Genomic DNA, 14,225 nt, shown 5'->3' on the forward strand with positions numbered 1-14,225 from the left:
CCCCGGAGCCGGCCGCGACGGCCGAGCCCACCGCCCCGGAGCCGGCCGCGACGGCCGAGCCCACCGCCCCGGAGCCGGCCGCGACGGCCGAGCCGGGCCCGGCACCCGTGCCGCAGCCCCAGCCGGCCGGCGAGACCGTAGGCCAGGACGTCCAGGCGCCCGCAGTGCCCGGACCGTCGCCCGAGGCACCGGTGGACCCCACGACCGCCCCCGCGGCGTTCGTGGCCGAGGAGGCCGCCCCCGTGCAGGACCACCCGGACCTCCCGCACCCCGCCCAGGGGCCCCAGTCCCTGCCGACCGCCGACGCGGCGCCGCAGACGCACGCCGAACCCCACGCCGAGCCGGCCGCCGGCCAGGCGCCCGACCTCGACCAGCCCGTGGGCCGGTTCATGCCGGTCGACGGCGGCCAGGTGCCCACCACCCCGCATCTCGCCCCGACCCCGCCCGAGGCCCTCGTGCTCCCGCCGGAGGCCCCGGCCGCACCGGCTCAGGACCCGGTGGCCGGGATTCCCGCCCCGCGGGAGGCCGACGCCGAGGTCGCACAGAACGCCGACGACCTGGACACCCGGGCCGCCGACCAGGAGGACCCGCACGACGCGGACACGGCCGTGGGGACGGACGTACGACGCTCCACCGGCCCGGCGGCCCCCGCCTACGACGACGCCGAGCGCGAGGCCGTCCTGAAGGTCATGCGTGAACGCCGGGACATCCGCAACGGCTTCCGCGGCGACCCCATCCCGCACGAGGTGCTGCTCCGCGTCCTGGAGGCCGCGCACACCGCGCCCTCCGTCGGCCACTCGCAGCCCTGGGACTTCGTCGTCATCCGCTCCGCCGACACGCGGCGCGCGATGCACGAACTGGCGATGCGTCAGCGCGACGCCTACGCCAAGTCCCTGCCCAAGGGCCGGGCCAAGCAGTTCAAGGAACTGAAGATCGAGGCCATCCTCGACACGCCCGTCAACATCGTCGTCACCGCCGACCCCACCCGCGGCGGCCGGCACACCCTGGGCCGGCACACCCAGCCGCAGATGGCGCCGTACTCCTCCGCGCTCGCCGTCGAGAACCTCTGGCTCGCCGCCCGCGCCGAGGGCCTCGGCGTCGGCTGGGTCAGCTTCTTCGACGAGCGCGAGATGGTCCGCGCCCTCGGCCTGCCCGAACACCTGGAGGTCGTCGCCTACCTGTGCGTCGGGTACGTCGACGAGTTCCCGGACGAGCCCGAGCTGATGCAGGCCGGCTGGTCCAAGCGCCGCCCGCTGTCGTGGGTCGTGCACGAGGAGACGTACGGCCGCCGCGCCCTGCCCGGAGAGGAACCCCACGACCTGCTCGCCGAGACCGTCGCACAGATCCGCCCGCTGGACGCCAAGGCGCTCGGCGAGGCCTGGGAGCGCCAGAAGCGCATGACCAAGCCGGCCGGCGCGCTCGGCATGCTGGAGATCATCTCCGCGCAGCTGTCCGGGCTGTCCCGCCAGTGCCCGCCGCCCGTCCCGGAGCCCGCGGCCGTCGCGGTCTTCGCCGGCGACCACGGAGTGCACGCCCAGGGCGTCACCCCCTGGCCGCAGGAGGTCACCGCCCAGATGGTGGCCAACTTCCTCGGCGGGGGAGCGGTGTGCAACGCGTTCGCCACCCAGGTCGGCGCCGAGGTCTGCGTCGTGGACGTCGGTGTCGCCGCCGACCTGCCCGCCACCCCGGGGCTGCTGCCCCGCAAGGTCCGCGCGGGCACCTCCGACATGACCACCGGCCCCGCGATGACCCGTGAGGAGGCCAAGCAGGCCATCGAGGTCGGCATCGAGACCGCCCGCGACCTGGTGGCGGCCGGCAACAAGGCACTGCTCACCGGCGAGATGGGCATCGCGAACACCACCGCGTCCGCCGCCCTGATCTCCGTGTTCACCGGTGCCGACCCCGCCGAGGTCACCGGCCGCGGCACCGGAATCAACGACGAGACCCTCGTCCGCAAGACCGAGGTCGTGCGCCGCGCGCTGGAACTCCACCAGCCGGACCCGGCCGACCCCATCGGCGTGCTCGCGGCGATCGGCGGCTTCGAGCACGCGGCCATGGTCGGCCTGCTGCTCGGCGGCGCCTCCCTGCGCACCCCGGTGATCCTGGACGGCGTCAGCGCCGGCGCGGCCGCGCTCGTGGCCCGCGCGATCGCCCCCGAGGTCCTCGCGGCCTGCATCGCGGGGCACCGCAGCGCCGAGCCCGGTCACGTCGCCGCGCTCAACAAGCTGGGCCTGCGCCCCCTGGTCGACCTCGACCTCCGCCTCGGCGAGGGCACCGGCGCGCTGCTCGCCCTGCCGATGGTGCAGAGCACGGCGCGGGCGATGCACGAGGTGGCGACGTTCGACTCGGCGGGCGTCACCGAGAAGTAGCGCTCGCACCACGCAGGGGGCCCGGCACCGCGCCGGTCCCCCTGCCGACCTGGCGCGGCCCTGTCCGGCGCCCGCACCGGGCGACGCCGTCCAACCACCGGACCCCCCGCGTCCCCGCGGCCGCCCGGCCGTAAAATCCGCACGTCAGCGCCACCGCCGCAAGAGGAGCCGTCCCCTCATGGCCGAACACCCCGCCTACCCCGTAGGCCTCCGCCTCACCGGCCGCCGTGTGGTCGTCCTCGGCGGCGGACAGGTCGCCCAGCGCCGTCTCCCGGCACTCATCGCCGCCGGCGCGGACATCCGCCTCGTCTCTCCCGCGGCGACCCCCTCGGTCGAGGCCATGGCGGACGCGGGCGAGATCACCTGGGAGAAGCGCCCGTACACCGAGGGCGACCTCGCGGACGCCTGGTACGCCCTGATCGCCACCAGCGACACCGCCGCCAACACCGCGGCCTCCGCGGAGGCCGAACGGCACCGCGTGTGGTGCGTGCGCTCCGACGACGCCGACGCGGCCACCGCCTGGACCCCGGCCACCGGCACCAGCGAGGGCGTGACGGTCGCCGTCCTCACCACCGACGCCCGGGGCCGCGACCCCCGCCACACCGCCGCCATCCGCGACGCCGTCGTGGAGGGCCTGCGCGACGGCACCCTCGTCGCCCCGCACCACCGCACCCGCACCGCCGGCGTCGCCCTGGTCGGCGGCGGCCCCGGCGACCCGGACCTGATCACCGTCCGCGGCCGCCGCCTGCTCGCCGAGGCCGACGTCGTCATCGCCGACCGGCTCGGCCCCCGCGACCTGCTCGCCGAACTGCCGCCGCACGTCGAGGTCATCGACGCGGCGAAGATCCCCTACGGCCGGTTCATGGCGCAGGAGGCCATCAACAACGCGCTGATCGAGCACGCCAAGCAGGGCAGATCGGTCGTCCGGCTGAAGGGCGGCGACCCGTTCGTCTTCGGGCGGGGCATGGAGGAGGCCCAGGCGCTGGCCGAGGCGGGCATCCCGTGCACGGTCGTCCCCGGCATCTCCAGCTCCATCTCGGTCCCCGGCGCGGCCGGCATCCCCGTCACCCACCGGGGTGTCGCCCACGAGTTCACCGTCGTCAGCGGCCATGTGGCCCCCGACGACGAGCGCTCCCTGGTCGACTGGCCGTCGCTCGCGAAGCTGACCGGCACGCTCGTCATCCTCATGGGTGTCGACAAGATCGGCCGGATCGCCGACACCCTCGTCGCGCACGGCAGGTCCCCGGACACGCCGGTCGCCATGGTGCAGGAGGGCACGACCGCCGCCCAGCGGCGGGTCGACGCCACCCTCGCCACGGTCGCCGAGACCGTCGTCGCCCAGGAGGTCAGGCCGCCCGCGGTCATCGTCGTCGGCGACGTCGTCCACCAGGGTCCGCAGGGAACCGCGTGACATGGCCGAACCCATCGTCCTCCGTGACCCCGACGACCCCCGTCTGCACGACTACACCAACCTGACCGACGTCCAGCTGCGCCGCCGCCGCGAACCCGCCGAGGGCCTGTTCATCGCCGAGGGCGAGAAGGTGATCCGGCGGGCCGCCCAGGCGGGCTGCGAGATGCGGTCGATGCTGCTGTCGGCCAAGTGGGTCGACGTCATGCGCGACGTCATCGACGCCACCCCCGCTCCGGTGTACGTGGTGGATCCCGCGCTCGCCGAACAGGTCACCGGCTACCACGTGCACCGCGGCGCCCTCGCCTCCATGCGGCGCGAACCGCTGCCCACGGTGTCCGACCTGCTGCGCACCGCCGCTGCCGGGCGGGAGGAGGGCACGGTCCGCCGCGTCGCCGTCCTCGAGGACATCGTCGACCACGCCAACGTCGGCGCCGCCTTCCGCAACGCCGCCGCCCTCGGCGTCGACGCGGTCCTGCTCACCCCGCGCTGCGCGGACCCGCTCTACCGCCGGTCCGTGAAGGTGTCGATGGGTGCCGTCTTCCAGGTGCCGTGGACCCGTCTGGAGTCCTGGCCGGACGACCTCGGCACGCTGCGCTCCGGGGGTTTCACGGTCGCCGCGCTCTGCCTGAGCGACCGGGCCGTCACGCTCGACGAACTCGCCGCTCGGAAGCACGGGAAGCTCGCCCTGCTCTTCGGCACGGAGGGCACCGGCCTCACTCCCGGGGCCCTCGACGCGGCCGACGAACACGTACGCATCCCGATGGACGCCGGCGTCGACTCCCTCAACGTGGCGGCCGCCTCGGCGGTCGTCTTCTACGCCACCCGGCCGGGAGCCGCCTGACCCCGCACCCCGGGAGCGAAGCACAGGGGAGGGCCGGCAGGTCAGAGCCCGGACGCCCCGGGCCCCGGCCCGTCGGCGCGTACGTCGGCCTGTCCCTGCTGGACCCGCACCCCGCCCGGGTCGTCGCCCAGACCCCGGGCCGGTCCCTGGCAGCCCTGCGCGGCGGCGATCCCCAGGGCGACCAGCAGCGTCACCACCACGAACACGAACAGCCGCTGCCGCAGCAGCCGCGGATTCGCCGGACGCAGCCGGGTCCCCGTGGGCCTCGGCCCCGGTCGGCCGGACCCGCCGCGTGCCCCGGCCCGGCCGCCGCCGGAGCGGGTGCCGTTCCGTCCGGTGTCGCGTGAGGCGGGCGTGGGCCGGCCCGCGGACCGGGACCCCGCGCGACCGCCGCGTGGGACGCCGCCGCGGGATCCGCCGTCGCCCCGCGCGGACGATCCCCCGCGTGACGGCACCCCGCCGCGCGAGGAGGGGCCCCTGCCGCGCGCGGGGGTGGCGCCGCGCGCGGGCGTGCCGCCCCGCGAGCCCGACGTGCCCCGGGGCGCGGGGGTGCCGTGGCCGCCCTGCTGCCCCTGCGGGCGCCGCTGGGCACGCTCACGATCCGGATAGGTGTCGGCGAGCTGTCCCGTGGGCCGGTCCGCCTCCGCGGAACGCGGCGCGGGCGGCCGTACGTCGGCGAGCCCCTGGGCCTCCCGGGCGGCGATCTCCTTGAGCCGCAGGGACAGCTGGAGGGTGCTGGGCCGCTCGTCGGGGTCCTTCGCCAGGCAGGCCCGGACCAGCGGCGCGAGCGCGTCCGGAACCCCGTGCAGCTGCGCCTCCTCGTGCACCACGCGGTACAGCATCACCTCGGAGCTGCCGTGCCCGAAGGGCGAGTCGCCCATCGAGGCGTACGCCAGCGTGGCACCGAGGGAGAACACGTCCGTGGCCGGCGTGACGGCCGCCCCGCGCACCTGCTCCGGCGCGAGGAAGCCGGGGGAGCCGACCGCCGTGCCGACGTGCGTGAGTGTCGAGGCGCCCGTCGCCCAGGCGATGCCGAAGTCGATGATCCGCGGCCCCTTCGGGGACAGCAGGATGTTGGACGGCTTCAGGTCCCGGTGCACGACGCCCGCCTCGTGCACGGCGACCAGGCCCTCGGACAGGGCGGCCCCCACGGCGGCGACGTCCGCCGCGCCGAGCGGGCCCTCGTCCACGACCTTGTCGTGCAGGGAGGGGCCGGGGACGTACTGGGTCGCGAACCATGGCCGGTCCGCGTCCAGGTCGGCGGCGACCAGCCGGGCGGTGCAGCCACCGCGGATCCGCCGGGCCGCCGACACCTCGCGGGCGAACCGGGAGCGGAACTCCTGGTCCTCCGCCAGGTCCGGCCGGATGACCTTCAGCGCGACCCGTTGCCCCTTCTTGTCGGAGCCCAGGTAGACCACGCCCATACCGCCCGCGCCGAGCCGCCTGTGAAGCCTGAACGAGCCGACGACGCGCGGGTCCTCGCGCCTCAGGCGCATCATCGCCATGTTCATCCCCGCTGCCCGGTCCCTGTGACGTGCCACAGCTTACGTTTCCCCGGCCGCCCGCGCGCAGAGGCCGCGCCCTCTCGAGGCGAGGGATTGTCGGTACGGGGCGGGAGAGTTGAAGGACGGTCAGGCCCCCGGGGGGCATACGCGCCCGGTACGGCCGGTGATCCCAACCGCCGGGCCGGGGCGGGGGATTGGTCCACGGGACGGCGATCACGCCGGGCGGGGCCCCCGGGCGATACCGAGGGCGCGGCCCGGGCGCCGGGCACGTGACCGAAGTCACCGGACGGTGAGTGTCCCTTCCGGGAAGACCCCGAAACGCGGCGGCCGGTCTCCACCCAGGGGAGTACACCGCGGGCGACGGCTCATCCTCCGGGAGGCCCGGCAATCGGTACGAGGGCATGACGCCGGTCGGTCCCCGGACGCCTAGATTTGAGGTCAAGCGGCGGGTGCAGCACTCGTCCCCCGAGGTCAGACGCCCGCCGCTGCCAAGGACAACGAAACGGTCAGGAGAGGGACCATGGCCCAGACGGCACCGCGGACGCTGGTCCGCACGCGGGAGCAACGCCGTCAGGGACGTCGTCACCCCGTGGTGGCGACCCTCATGGCCCTGCCCCTGGCGGTCCTGCTCCTCCTCGTCTTCGACGGGTGGGAGACAGTGGCCACACAGGCGTCGTCCGTGGGTGTGATGCTGGGGCGCTGAGAGGCGACCCCCAGGCCCGGAAGAGCGGTCCGGGCGGGGACATCCATCCATGAAACCCCGTGGGGACGGGGGTGCGGCGGACGGCAAAATGCCGGCGCAGCTGGGGAGCTGCGCCGGCATTGCTTTTGCCCCCGACACCCCCCGCACCCGCAGCCGCCCGAGCCGCCACCCCGCCCTTGCAGTCGCCGCAGCCGCGGGCAGTAGTGCCTCCCCCAGGGCCTCAAGGGCCCGGGAGGTACCTCCAGGGCGGCACGGGTGGGCGCGGCGGCACCCCCGGCAACGCCGGGCCGCGCGTCCCACCCCGGCCCCGCTCCCTCACCCGGCACCCCGCGGCGCCGGGCCACGCACCCCACCCCCACCGAGGCGCCGAGCCACCCGCACCACCCACCCCCCCCGTACCCTCACCCCCGTGAACCCGGACGCCCTCCTCCCCGCCCTGACAGCCCACGCCAGGGCAGCCGCCCACGCCCACACCTCCCCGGCCGCCCCCTGCGCCTGCGGCACGGCCACCCTCGCCGACCGCCCCGACGCCACCGTCGTCCGCCACGCCGGCACCGTCGCCAAGGCGCACGCCGCGGACGCCGACCCGGCCGAGCTCTCCCTCCGGATCACCGTCGCCGCCCGCTTCCCCGGCATCCTCCTGCCCCCGCTCCACCTCACCCCCACCGACCTGCACGGACGGCTCGTCACCCACTGGCCCTACGGCACCCCCGTGGACCCCGACGATCCGGACGCGGCGCCCTGGGAGGCCGCCGCCACCCTCCTCGCCCGCCTCCACCGGTCCCCGTCGCCCGCGGCCGGGACGCCCGTGATGCGCGGTCCCGAGAAGGCGGCCCGCGCCGTCGCCCGGCTGCGGGCCACCGCACCCCGTCACCCGGGCACCGCTCCCGTCCTGCGGGCCTGGGCCACGCTCCCCGGCTGGGCGCGGGGCGAGGCCGCCATGCCGGACACGACCACCCTCTGCCACGGCGACCTCCACCTGGGCCAGCTCGTACGCCACCCCGCCCCCGACGGTCCCTGGCTGCTGATCGACGTCGACGACCTCGGCGTGGGCGTGCCCGCCTGGGACCTGGCCCGGCCGGCGGCCTGGTACGCCTGCGGGCTGCTCCTGCCCGACGAGTGGAACCGCTTCCTGGCGGCCTACCGCGCGTCCGGCGGCCCGGCCGTCCCGCAGGAGGGCGACCCCTGGCCCGCCCTGGACGTCCCGGCGCGTGCCCTCACCGCGCAGACCGCCGCCCGCGCCGTCACCAAGGCCGCCGCGGCCGGCCGGCCCCTGGACGAGGTGGAACGCGCCCTGGTCGACGCCTGCGCGCGCATGGCCCCTGTCGTCCCCGCCCCCGTCCCGCCCTCCTCCCCGCGGAGTTGAGCCGAGGTTCCCCGACGTAGGGTGCAACCGACCGCCGCCGGACAGAGTCTGTCCTGGCGATACGCGAAGCAGGACCGACCGGCGAGGAGTTGAGCCGAGCATGCAGTGCCCCAAGTGCCACGCACCGATGCACACCTACAACCGCAACGGCGTTCAGATCGAGCAGTGCAGCGGCTGCCGCGGGATCTTTCTCGACTACGGGGAGCTGGAGGCGCTGACCCGTCTCGAGGCGCAGTGGTCCCAGCCCGCGCCGCCGGCCCCGCCCGCCGCCCCGCAGGCGTACCCGGCCGCCCAGGCTCCCGCCTGGGGCGCCCCGCAGGCCGGTCACGGCCACTACGGGCACCACCGAAACAAGAGCTTCGGCCGCATGCTCTTCTCCAGCTGAGCGCGGACACGACGAAGCCCCCGGCCGTACAGGACGGCCGGGGGCTTCGTGTGGTGTGGACGATACTGGGATTGAACCAGTGACCTCTTCCGTGTCAGGGAAGCGCTCTCCCGCTGAGCTAATCGTCCGGGAGCTACTGCGTGCGCGATACTGGGATTGAACCAGTGACCTCTTCCGTGTCAGGGAAGCGCTCTCCCGCTGAGCTAATCGCGCGGGATCCTCAGGGGCCACGATCTTCGCAGATCGAGACCCTTGCGGACAGTGGACGATACTGGGATTGAACCAGTGACCTCTTCCGTGTCAGGGAAGCGCTCTCCCGCTGAGCTAATCGTCCTTGGAGGTGGAGACGGGATTTGAACCCGTGTAGACGGCTTTGCAGGCCGTTGCCTCGCCTCTCGGCCACTCCACCAGGAGTGCAGAAGGCCCGGGAGGCCCCCTGTTCCTGCGAGCGGACGACGAGGCTCGAACTCGCGACCTCAACCTTGGCAAGGTTGCGCTCTACCAACTGAGCTACGTCCGCCTGTCGGTTCGGTCCGCTTGCGCGTCCCGGCGACGTGTTGAACTCTAGCGGATTCCGGAGCCAGCACAAAAACGCGTTTGCGCAGCGTGCTGCGGTGCCCCGGCGTACGGACCTGGTCAGGGCCCCCGGAAGGACACGTTCGGGTCACCTGGGAGACACGCCGCCTAGACTCGGCCACGTGCTCCGCCTCCCTCCCCTGGCCCGCTTCGGCGACCGTCTCGCCACCGGTCTGCTCGACGTCACGAGTGATCCCGCCGCCCTGGACTCCAGCGGCTTCTGGGCCGTCTGCGCGGACTTCGAGGGCCGTCTGACCTGCGCACGCTTCGCCGAGGTACGGACATGCGCCGTCCCCGCGCCGGTGCCGGGCCGGTGGCGGGGGCCGGCCGCCGGCGACTGGATGTCCTCCCTCGACCGCGACGCGTACACCGCCGCCGTGCGCCGCATCCGCGCCTGCATAGCCACCGGCGAGGTCTACCAGGCCAACCTCTGCCGGGTGCTGTCGGCGCCCGTCGCCCCCGACGCCGACGTGGACGCCCTCGCCGCGCTGCTGGCCCGCGGCAACCCCGCGCCGTACGCGGGGACGATCCGGCTGCCCGGCCACGGGATCGAGATCGCCACCGCCTCGCCCGAGCTGTTCCTGCGCCGGGACGGCCGGACCGTCGAGTCCGGGCCGATCAAGGGCACCGGACGGACCGAGGCCGACCTGCTGGAGAAGGACTACGCCGAGAACGTGATGATCGTCGACCTGGTCCGCAACGACCTGGGGCGGGTCTGCGCCACGGGCAGCGTGACGGTGCCCGACCTCTGTGCCGTGGAGAAGCACCCGGGGCTGGTCCACCTCGTGTCCTCCGTGCGCGGCGAACTGCGCGCCGGCGCGGGCTGGCCGGAGCTGTTCGACGCGGCCTTCCCGCCCGGTTCCGTCACCGGCGCCCCCAAGCCGAGCGCCCTGCGGATCATCGGGGAACTGGAGACCGCGCCCCGGGGCCCCTACTGCGGGGGCATCGGCTGGGTCGACGCCGACCGGGGCACCGGAGAGCTGGCCGTCGGCATCCGCACCTTCTGGATCGACCGGGCCGCGGGGCTGCTGCGGTTCGGCACCGGCGCCGGCATCACCTGGGGGTCCGACCCGGAGGGGGAGTGGCGGGAGACCGAACTGAAGGCGTCCAGGCTGCTCGCGGTAGCGTCGGGTGCGTACGAGGCCGACGGAAGTGGAGAGGCGCAACAGACGTGAAGATCTGGCTCGACGGCGGACTGCAGGACACCGAGTCCGCCCGTGTCTCCGTGTTCGACCACGGCCTGACCGTGGGCGACGGCATCTTCGAGACCGTCAAGACGGTGAACGGCAGGCCGTTCGCACTGACCCGGCACCTCGACCGGCTGGCCCGCTCGGCCCGCGGCCTGGGTCTGCCCGACCCCGACCTGGACCTGGTCCGCCGCGCCTGCGCCGCCGTCCTCGAGGCCAACCCGATGCCGCTCGGCCGGCTGCGCATCACCTTCACCGGTGGTCACGGTCCGCTCGGCTCGGACCGCGGGGAGCACGGCACCACCCTCGTGGTCGCCCTCGGCGAGACCGCCCGCCGCCCCGACTCCACCGCCGTGATCACCGTGCCCTGGACCCGCAACGAACGCGGCGCGCTCACCGGCCTGAAGACCACCTCCTACGCCGAGAACGTCGTGGCCCTGGCCCGCGCCCGCGAACAGGGCGCCACCGAGGCCCTGTTCGGCAACACGGTCGGGCGGCTCTGCGAGGGCACCGGCTCCAACGTCTTCGTCGTCCTCGACGGCGAGATCCACACCCCGCCGGTCGCCTCCGGATGCCTCGCCGGGATCACCCGGGCCCTGGCCGTGGAGTGGACCGGCGCCCGCGAGACCGATCTGCCGCTGGACGTGCTGGAGCGCGCCGACGAGGTCTTCCTGACCTCCACCCTGCGGGACGTGCAGGCGGTGCACCGGATCGACGACCGTGAACTGCCGGGCGCCCCGGGTCCGGTGACCGCCAAGGCCATGCGGATCTTCGAGGAGCGGTCCGGCGACGACCTCGACCCGTGACCCGGGATATTCGGCTGCTCCGCGGGCCGTGCCGGGGGTAGAACTCCCCTGATGACCACGACCCTGCGGCCGACCGAGCCGCTACAGCGCGCGGCCGACGGGAGCCGTTCACGCCGCTACCAGGTGTGCGTGAACAGCCGTCCCGTCGGCGCGATACACCTCGGCACCTCCCCGGCCTTCGGCGACTCGGTGGCCGTGATCCACCGGCTGAGCATCGACGAACCCGACCGCCGGCGGGGGAGGGGGACGGTCGCCGCGCTCGCCGCCGAGGAGGTGGCGCGGAGCTGGGGCTGCCGGCAGATCCAGGTGGGCGTCACCGCCGACGACGAGGCCGGCCCGCACCTCGCCGGAGCGCTCGGCTACGTCCTGCGCACCCGCGGCATGGTGAAGTCACTCGACGGCACCCCGCCCGTCCTGCCCCGGGGCAGCGGCCCGCGCCGCATGTCGTCCGCCGAGTTCGACGCCTGGCAGGCCTACCAGTCGGAGCAGTACGCCCGCACCTGGATGGCACAGGGCGTCCCGGAGGCCGAGGCCCGCGCCAAGGCCCGCAACGACCACCGGACGCTGCTGCCGCGGGGCCTGGACACCGAGAACATGCTGTTCAGCGTGCTCGAGCACGACGGCGACCGGGTCGGCGTCCTGTGGCTGGCGCTGCGCGAGGACCGCGCCTACGTCTTCGACGTCGAGACCGACGCCGCCCACCGGGGGCTCGGGCACGGCCGCACGCTGATGCTCCTGGCCGAGACCCAGGCACTCGCCGCCGGGCGGCGCCTCGTCGGCCTGAACGTCTTCGCGGGCAACACCCCGGCCGAACGGCTCTACGAGTCGCTCGGCTACGAGACCACGCGCTACGGCTACTACAAGACGCTCTGGTAACGGCCGCGCCGGGCGGCGGTTCAGGCCTCCTGCCCGGCCAGCAGCCGGTCCGCGATCTCCTCGATGCGCGCGCGCAGGCCCTCCTGGCTCCGGCCGCCGTCGAGGCGCTCGCCGCCGATCACGTACGTGGGGGTGCCGGACACGCCGATCGCCTTGCCCTCGGCCTGGTCGGCGTCGACGACGAGGATGTGCCGGCCGTCTACGAGAGCGGTGTCGAACTCCTCCGCGTCCAGTCCCAGTTCCCGGGCCACCTCGACCAGCAGGGCCTCGCCCCTGCGGTCCAGCTCCGCGACCCGGCCCAGCACGGCCTCCACGTACGGCCAGCCCAGGCCCTGCTCCACGGCCTCCTCGGCGGCCTGCGCGGCGGCGAAGGCGTGCTTGTGCTTCTCCAGCGGGAAGTGCCGCAGGCGCACCTCGAGACGGTCGCCGTAGCGGGCGCGCAGGGCGCGCACGTCGTCCAGGGCGGTGTGGCAGTCCGGGCACTGCAGCTCGCACCAGACGTCGAGAACGGCAGCGGCGGCGGGGGAGGAGTCACTCATGCCCACAGTCTCCCAGCCTCCGCGCGGGCGCCCCAACCGGACCCGGGGCGGTGCCGGTGCACGCCGTCACCGGCACCTGGGGAGGAGCCGACCCCTAGATCTCCCTGATCTGGGGGTCGGAGCGTGGCCCCCGCGGGCTCCGGCGGTGCAGGATGGAAGGGACGAAGTACTCATGCCCGACCGAGTCCAGCCCTGGAGGACCGGATGATTGCCGAGACCGTCTGCTCCGCGGTGTCCGCGGCCGGCCTGGGCATCGCGGCGGTCACCGCGTACCGCAGGCGATTCCTCGCGGCCGCCCGGATCGCCGCCTACTCACTGATCCCCATCGGCCTGGTGATGACGGGCATCGTGCAGTGGCTGGCCGACACGGCCTTCAGCCCGACGGCCTGGGCCGGCTTCGGCGTGCTGGGCGTCGCCTGGCTGCTCTTCATGACCACGCGCGCCGTGGAGCGACGTCGCGGCGGCACCCGTGGGGAACGCAAGGAGGCCCGGGCCGCCGCCCGGCGCGAGGCGGTCGCCCCCGCGGCCTCCAAGCCCTCCCTGGGCGGCTCCGCCGCCCCCGCGGCCTCCCGGCCGGCGAGCGCGCCCCGCGGTGACGACGACTACAGCGACATCGAGGCCATCCTGAAGAAGCACGGAATCTGAGGACGCACGTGACCGCTGTGCCGCACTGAAACGACACACCGGTCCCGGGGCGTCAGCGGACGCTCGCGAATGATCACAACCCGAACCGGACATTGCGCGTTCAACGAACACCCGGTCGTCACGGGCGTGTTGATCGCGCCGGGTGGGCGTACTGCGACATCATCGGCGCGAGATGCCGGACCCGACTCAGCTGGACACACAGCTGGACACGAGACAGAGCGAAACCGCGCCACCGCCCGACGAGACGCGCGGCTGCCTCTTCGCCCTTTCCCAGCCACCGCTGATGATCTTCCTTGCGGTGATCGGGTGTCTGCTCCTCATGGCTTCGTTGCACGACCTGCTGATGCTGTGAGCCGTACCCGTGGTCCCCGGCGTCACCCGCCGGGGCCGCGTCGCCCCTCGTTCAGCCCGTGGCCTCCTTGCGCCGTGCCCGGTACGCGGCCACGTGCAGCCGGTTCCCGCACGTACGGCTGTCGCAGTACCGCCGCGAGCGGTTGCGGGAGAGGTCGACGAACGCACGCCGGCAGTCGGGCGCCTCGCACCGGCGCAGCCGCTCCTGCTCCCCGGCGACCACGAAGAACGCCAGGGCCATGCCGCAGTCGGCGGCCAGGTGATCGGCGACCGAGGCACCGGGCGCGAAGTAGTGGATGTGCCAGTCGTAGCCGTCGTGGTCGGTGAGCCGGGGGGTGGTCCCGGCGCCGGCCACCAGCTCGTTGATCAGCCCGGCGGCGGCCTGGGGCTCCGGGGCGGCGAAGACGGCCGCGAACCGCCCGCGGATCCTGCGCACCGCCGTGAGGTCCAGCTCCGACAGGACGCCCACGTCGCTGATCTCGTGCGTTCCCACGAAATGCTCGAGGGCCGCGACATCCGGCAGCCCGTCCGGGGCCGAGTCGTCCTCCGGCACGGTGTTCACCAGATCCACCACGGTGTCGAGCGCGCACCGGGTGTCGTGGGTGATCAGCACGTTCTGCTCCCTGGCCTGGGGGTCGGGCGCGGGCGCCCGCCGATGCTGGCCG

The 14,225-nt window shown here is 74.5% G+C and carries 14 protein-coding genes and 5 tRNA genes; 11 read left to right on the forward strand and 8 right to left on the reverse strand.

The features are described from left to right. The 3 genes from cobT to ACFWJB_RS12785 form a co-directional block, all read left to right on the forward strand. The coding region (gene cobT / locus ACFWJB_RS12775; RefSeq protein WP_386922095.1) for a nicotinate-nucleotide--dimethylbenzimidazole phosphoribosyltransferase at positions 1-2,369 on the forward strand (2,369 nt) is incomplete at its 5' end. A 178-nt stretch (positions 2,370-2,547) separates the two neighbouring features. Then, the gene (gene cobA, locus ACFWJB_RS12780; protein ID WP_386922097.1) at positions 2,548-3,780 is read left to right on the forward strand and encodes a uroporphyrinogen-III C-methyltransferase; all 1,233 of its coding nucleotides are present in this window, start codon (positions 2,548-2,550) and stop codon (positions 3,778-3,780) included. Position 3,781: 1 nt separating this feature from the next. Continuing rightward, on the forward strand, positions 3,782-4,621 hold the full coding sequence (locus tag ACFWJB_RS12785; protein ID WP_385468030.1) for a TrmH family RNA methyltransferase: 840 nt from the start codon (positions 3,782-3,784) through the stop codon (positions 4,619-4,621). A 41-nt stretch (positions 4,622-4,662) separates the two neighbouring features. Here ACFWJB_RS12785 and ACFWJB_RS12790 read toward each other — a convergent pair whose 3' ends face one another. Beyond that, positions 4,663-6,132, reverse strand: coding sequence for a protein kinase (locus tag ACFWJB_RS12790; RefSeq protein ID WP_386922249.1), 1,470 nt, complete (start codon positions 6,130-6,132; stop codon positions 4,663-4,665). 514 nt (positions 6,133-6,646) lie between these two features. Here ACFWJB_RS12790 and ACFWJB_RS12795 point away from each other — a divergent pair. The 3 genes from ACFWJB_RS12795 (at position 6,647) to ACFWJB_RS12805 (ending at position 8,580) form a co-directional block, all read left to right on the forward strand. Continuing rightward, positions 6,647-6,829 carry a hypothetical protein gene (locus ACFWJB_RS12795; RefSeq protein ID WP_161165735.1) on the forward strand — a complete coding sequence of 61 codons (183 nt, stop codon included), beginning with the start codon at positions 6,647-6,649 and terminating at the stop codon, positions 6,827-6,829. A gap of 409 nt (positions 6,830-7,238) precedes the next feature. Next, complete coding sequence (locus ACFWJB_RS12800; RefSeq protein ID WP_386922099.1) at positions 7,239-8,195, forward strand: phosphotransferase family protein; 957 nt, start codon at positions 7,239-7,241, stop codon at positions 8,193-8,195. A gap of 100 nt (positions 8,196-8,295) precedes the next feature. Continuing rightward, the gene (locus ACFWJB_RS12805; protein ID WP_385468024.1) at positions 8,296-8,580 is read left to right on the forward strand and encodes a zf-TFIIB domain-containing protein; all 285 of its coding nucleotides are present in this window, start codon (positions 8,296-8,298) and stop codon (positions 8,578-8,580) included. Positions 8,581-8,636: 56 nt separating this feature from the next. Here the strand turns inward: ACFWJB_RS12805 and ACFWJB_RS12810 are convergent. The 5 genes from ACFWJB_RS12810 to ACFWJB_RS12830 all read right to left on the reverse strand — a co-directional run bounded on the left by ACFWJB_RS12810 (position 8,637) and on the right by ACFWJB_RS12830 (position 9,100). Next, positions 8,637-8,708: transfer RNA gene (locus tag ACFWJB_RS12810), tRNA-Val, on the reverse strand. A gap of 13 nt (positions 8,709-8,721) precedes the next feature. Next, a tRNA-Val gene (locus ACFWJB_RS12815) sits at positions 8,722-8,793 on the reverse strand. 49 nt (positions 8,794-8,842) lie between these two features. Continuing rightward, positions 8,843-8,914, reverse strand: a tRNA-Val gene (locus tag ACFWJB_RS12820). Between the two features lies 1 nt (position 8,915). Continuing rightward, positions 8,916-8,989 (reverse strand) — tRNA-Cys (locus ACFWJB_RS12825). 38 nt (positions 8,990-9,027) lie between these two features. Then, a tRNA-Gly gene (locus ACFWJB_RS12830) sits at positions 9,028-9,100 on the reverse strand. Between the two features lie 178 nt (positions 9,101-9,278). On the opposite strand from ACFWJB_RS12830, the gene ACFWJB_RS12835 reads away from it, so the two are divergent. Genes ACFWJB_RS12835 through ACFWJB_RS12845 form a run of 3 tightly spaced genes read left to right on the forward strand, consistent with a single transcriptional unit; the run spans position 9,279 to position 12,025 of the window. Next, complete coding sequence (locus ACFWJB_RS12835) at positions 9,279-10,331, forward strand: chorismate-binding protein (RefSeq protein ID WP_386922102.1); 1,053 nt, start codon at positions 9,279-9,281, stop codon at positions 10,329-10,331. Beyond that, positions 10,328-11,149, forward strand: a complete 822-nt coding sequence (locus ACFWJB_RS12840; RefSeq protein WP_385468018.1) for an aminotransferase class IV — start codon at positions 10,328-10,330, stop codon at positions 11,147-11,149. The genes ACFWJB_RS12835 and ACFWJB_RS12840 overlap by 4 nt, the downstream gene beginning before the upstream one ends. A 51-nt stretch (positions 11,150-11,200) precedes the next feature. After that, positions 11,201-12,025, forward strand: a complete 825-nt coding sequence (locus ACFWJB_RS12845; RefSeq protein WP_385468015.1) for a GNAT family N-acetyltransferase — start codon at positions 11,201-11,203, stop codon at positions 12,023-12,025. 20 nt (positions 12,026-12,045) lie between these two features. On the opposite strand, the gene ACFWJB_RS12850 is transcribed toward ACFWJB_RS12845, so the two are convergent. Beyond that, entirely contained in the window at positions 12,046-12,564 is a 519-nt protein-coding gene (locus ACFWJB_RS12850) for a DsbA family protein (RefSeq protein WP_385468012.1), read from the reverse strand. Positions 12,565-12,768: 204 nt separating this feature from the next. On the opposite strand from ACFWJB_RS12850, the gene ACFWJB_RS12855 reads away from it, so the two are divergent. Both ACFWJB_RS12855 and ACFWJB_RS12860 read left to right on the forward strand, forming a co-directional pair. Next, positions 12,769-13,209, forward strand: a complete 441-nt coding sequence (locus ACFWJB_RS12855) for a hypothetical protein (protein ID WP_385468009.1) — start codon at positions 12,769-12,771, stop codon at positions 13,207-13,209. A 172-nt stretch (positions 13,210-13,381) separates the two neighbouring features. Then, entirely contained in the window at positions 13,382-13,561 is a 180-nt protein-coding gene (locus tag ACFWJB_RS12860; protein WP_385468006.1) for a hypothetical protein, read from the forward strand. Between the two features lie 51 nt (positions 13,562-13,612). Here ACFWJB_RS12860 and ACFWJB_RS12865 read toward each other — a convergent pair whose 3' ends face one another. Next, on the reverse strand, positions 13,613-14,173 hold the full coding sequence (locus ACFWJB_RS12865; protein WP_386922105.1) for a CGNR zinc finger domain-containing protein: 561 nt from the start codon (positions 14,171-14,173) through the stop codon (positions 13,613-13,615). Positions 14,174-14,225: the final 52 nt, after the last annotated feature.

Origin of the sequence: Streptomyces sp. NPDC127100 (genome assembly GCF_042724095.1) — a bacterium.
Lineage (GTDB): Bacteria > Actinomycetota > Actinomycetes > Streptomycetales > Streptomycetaceae > Streptomyces.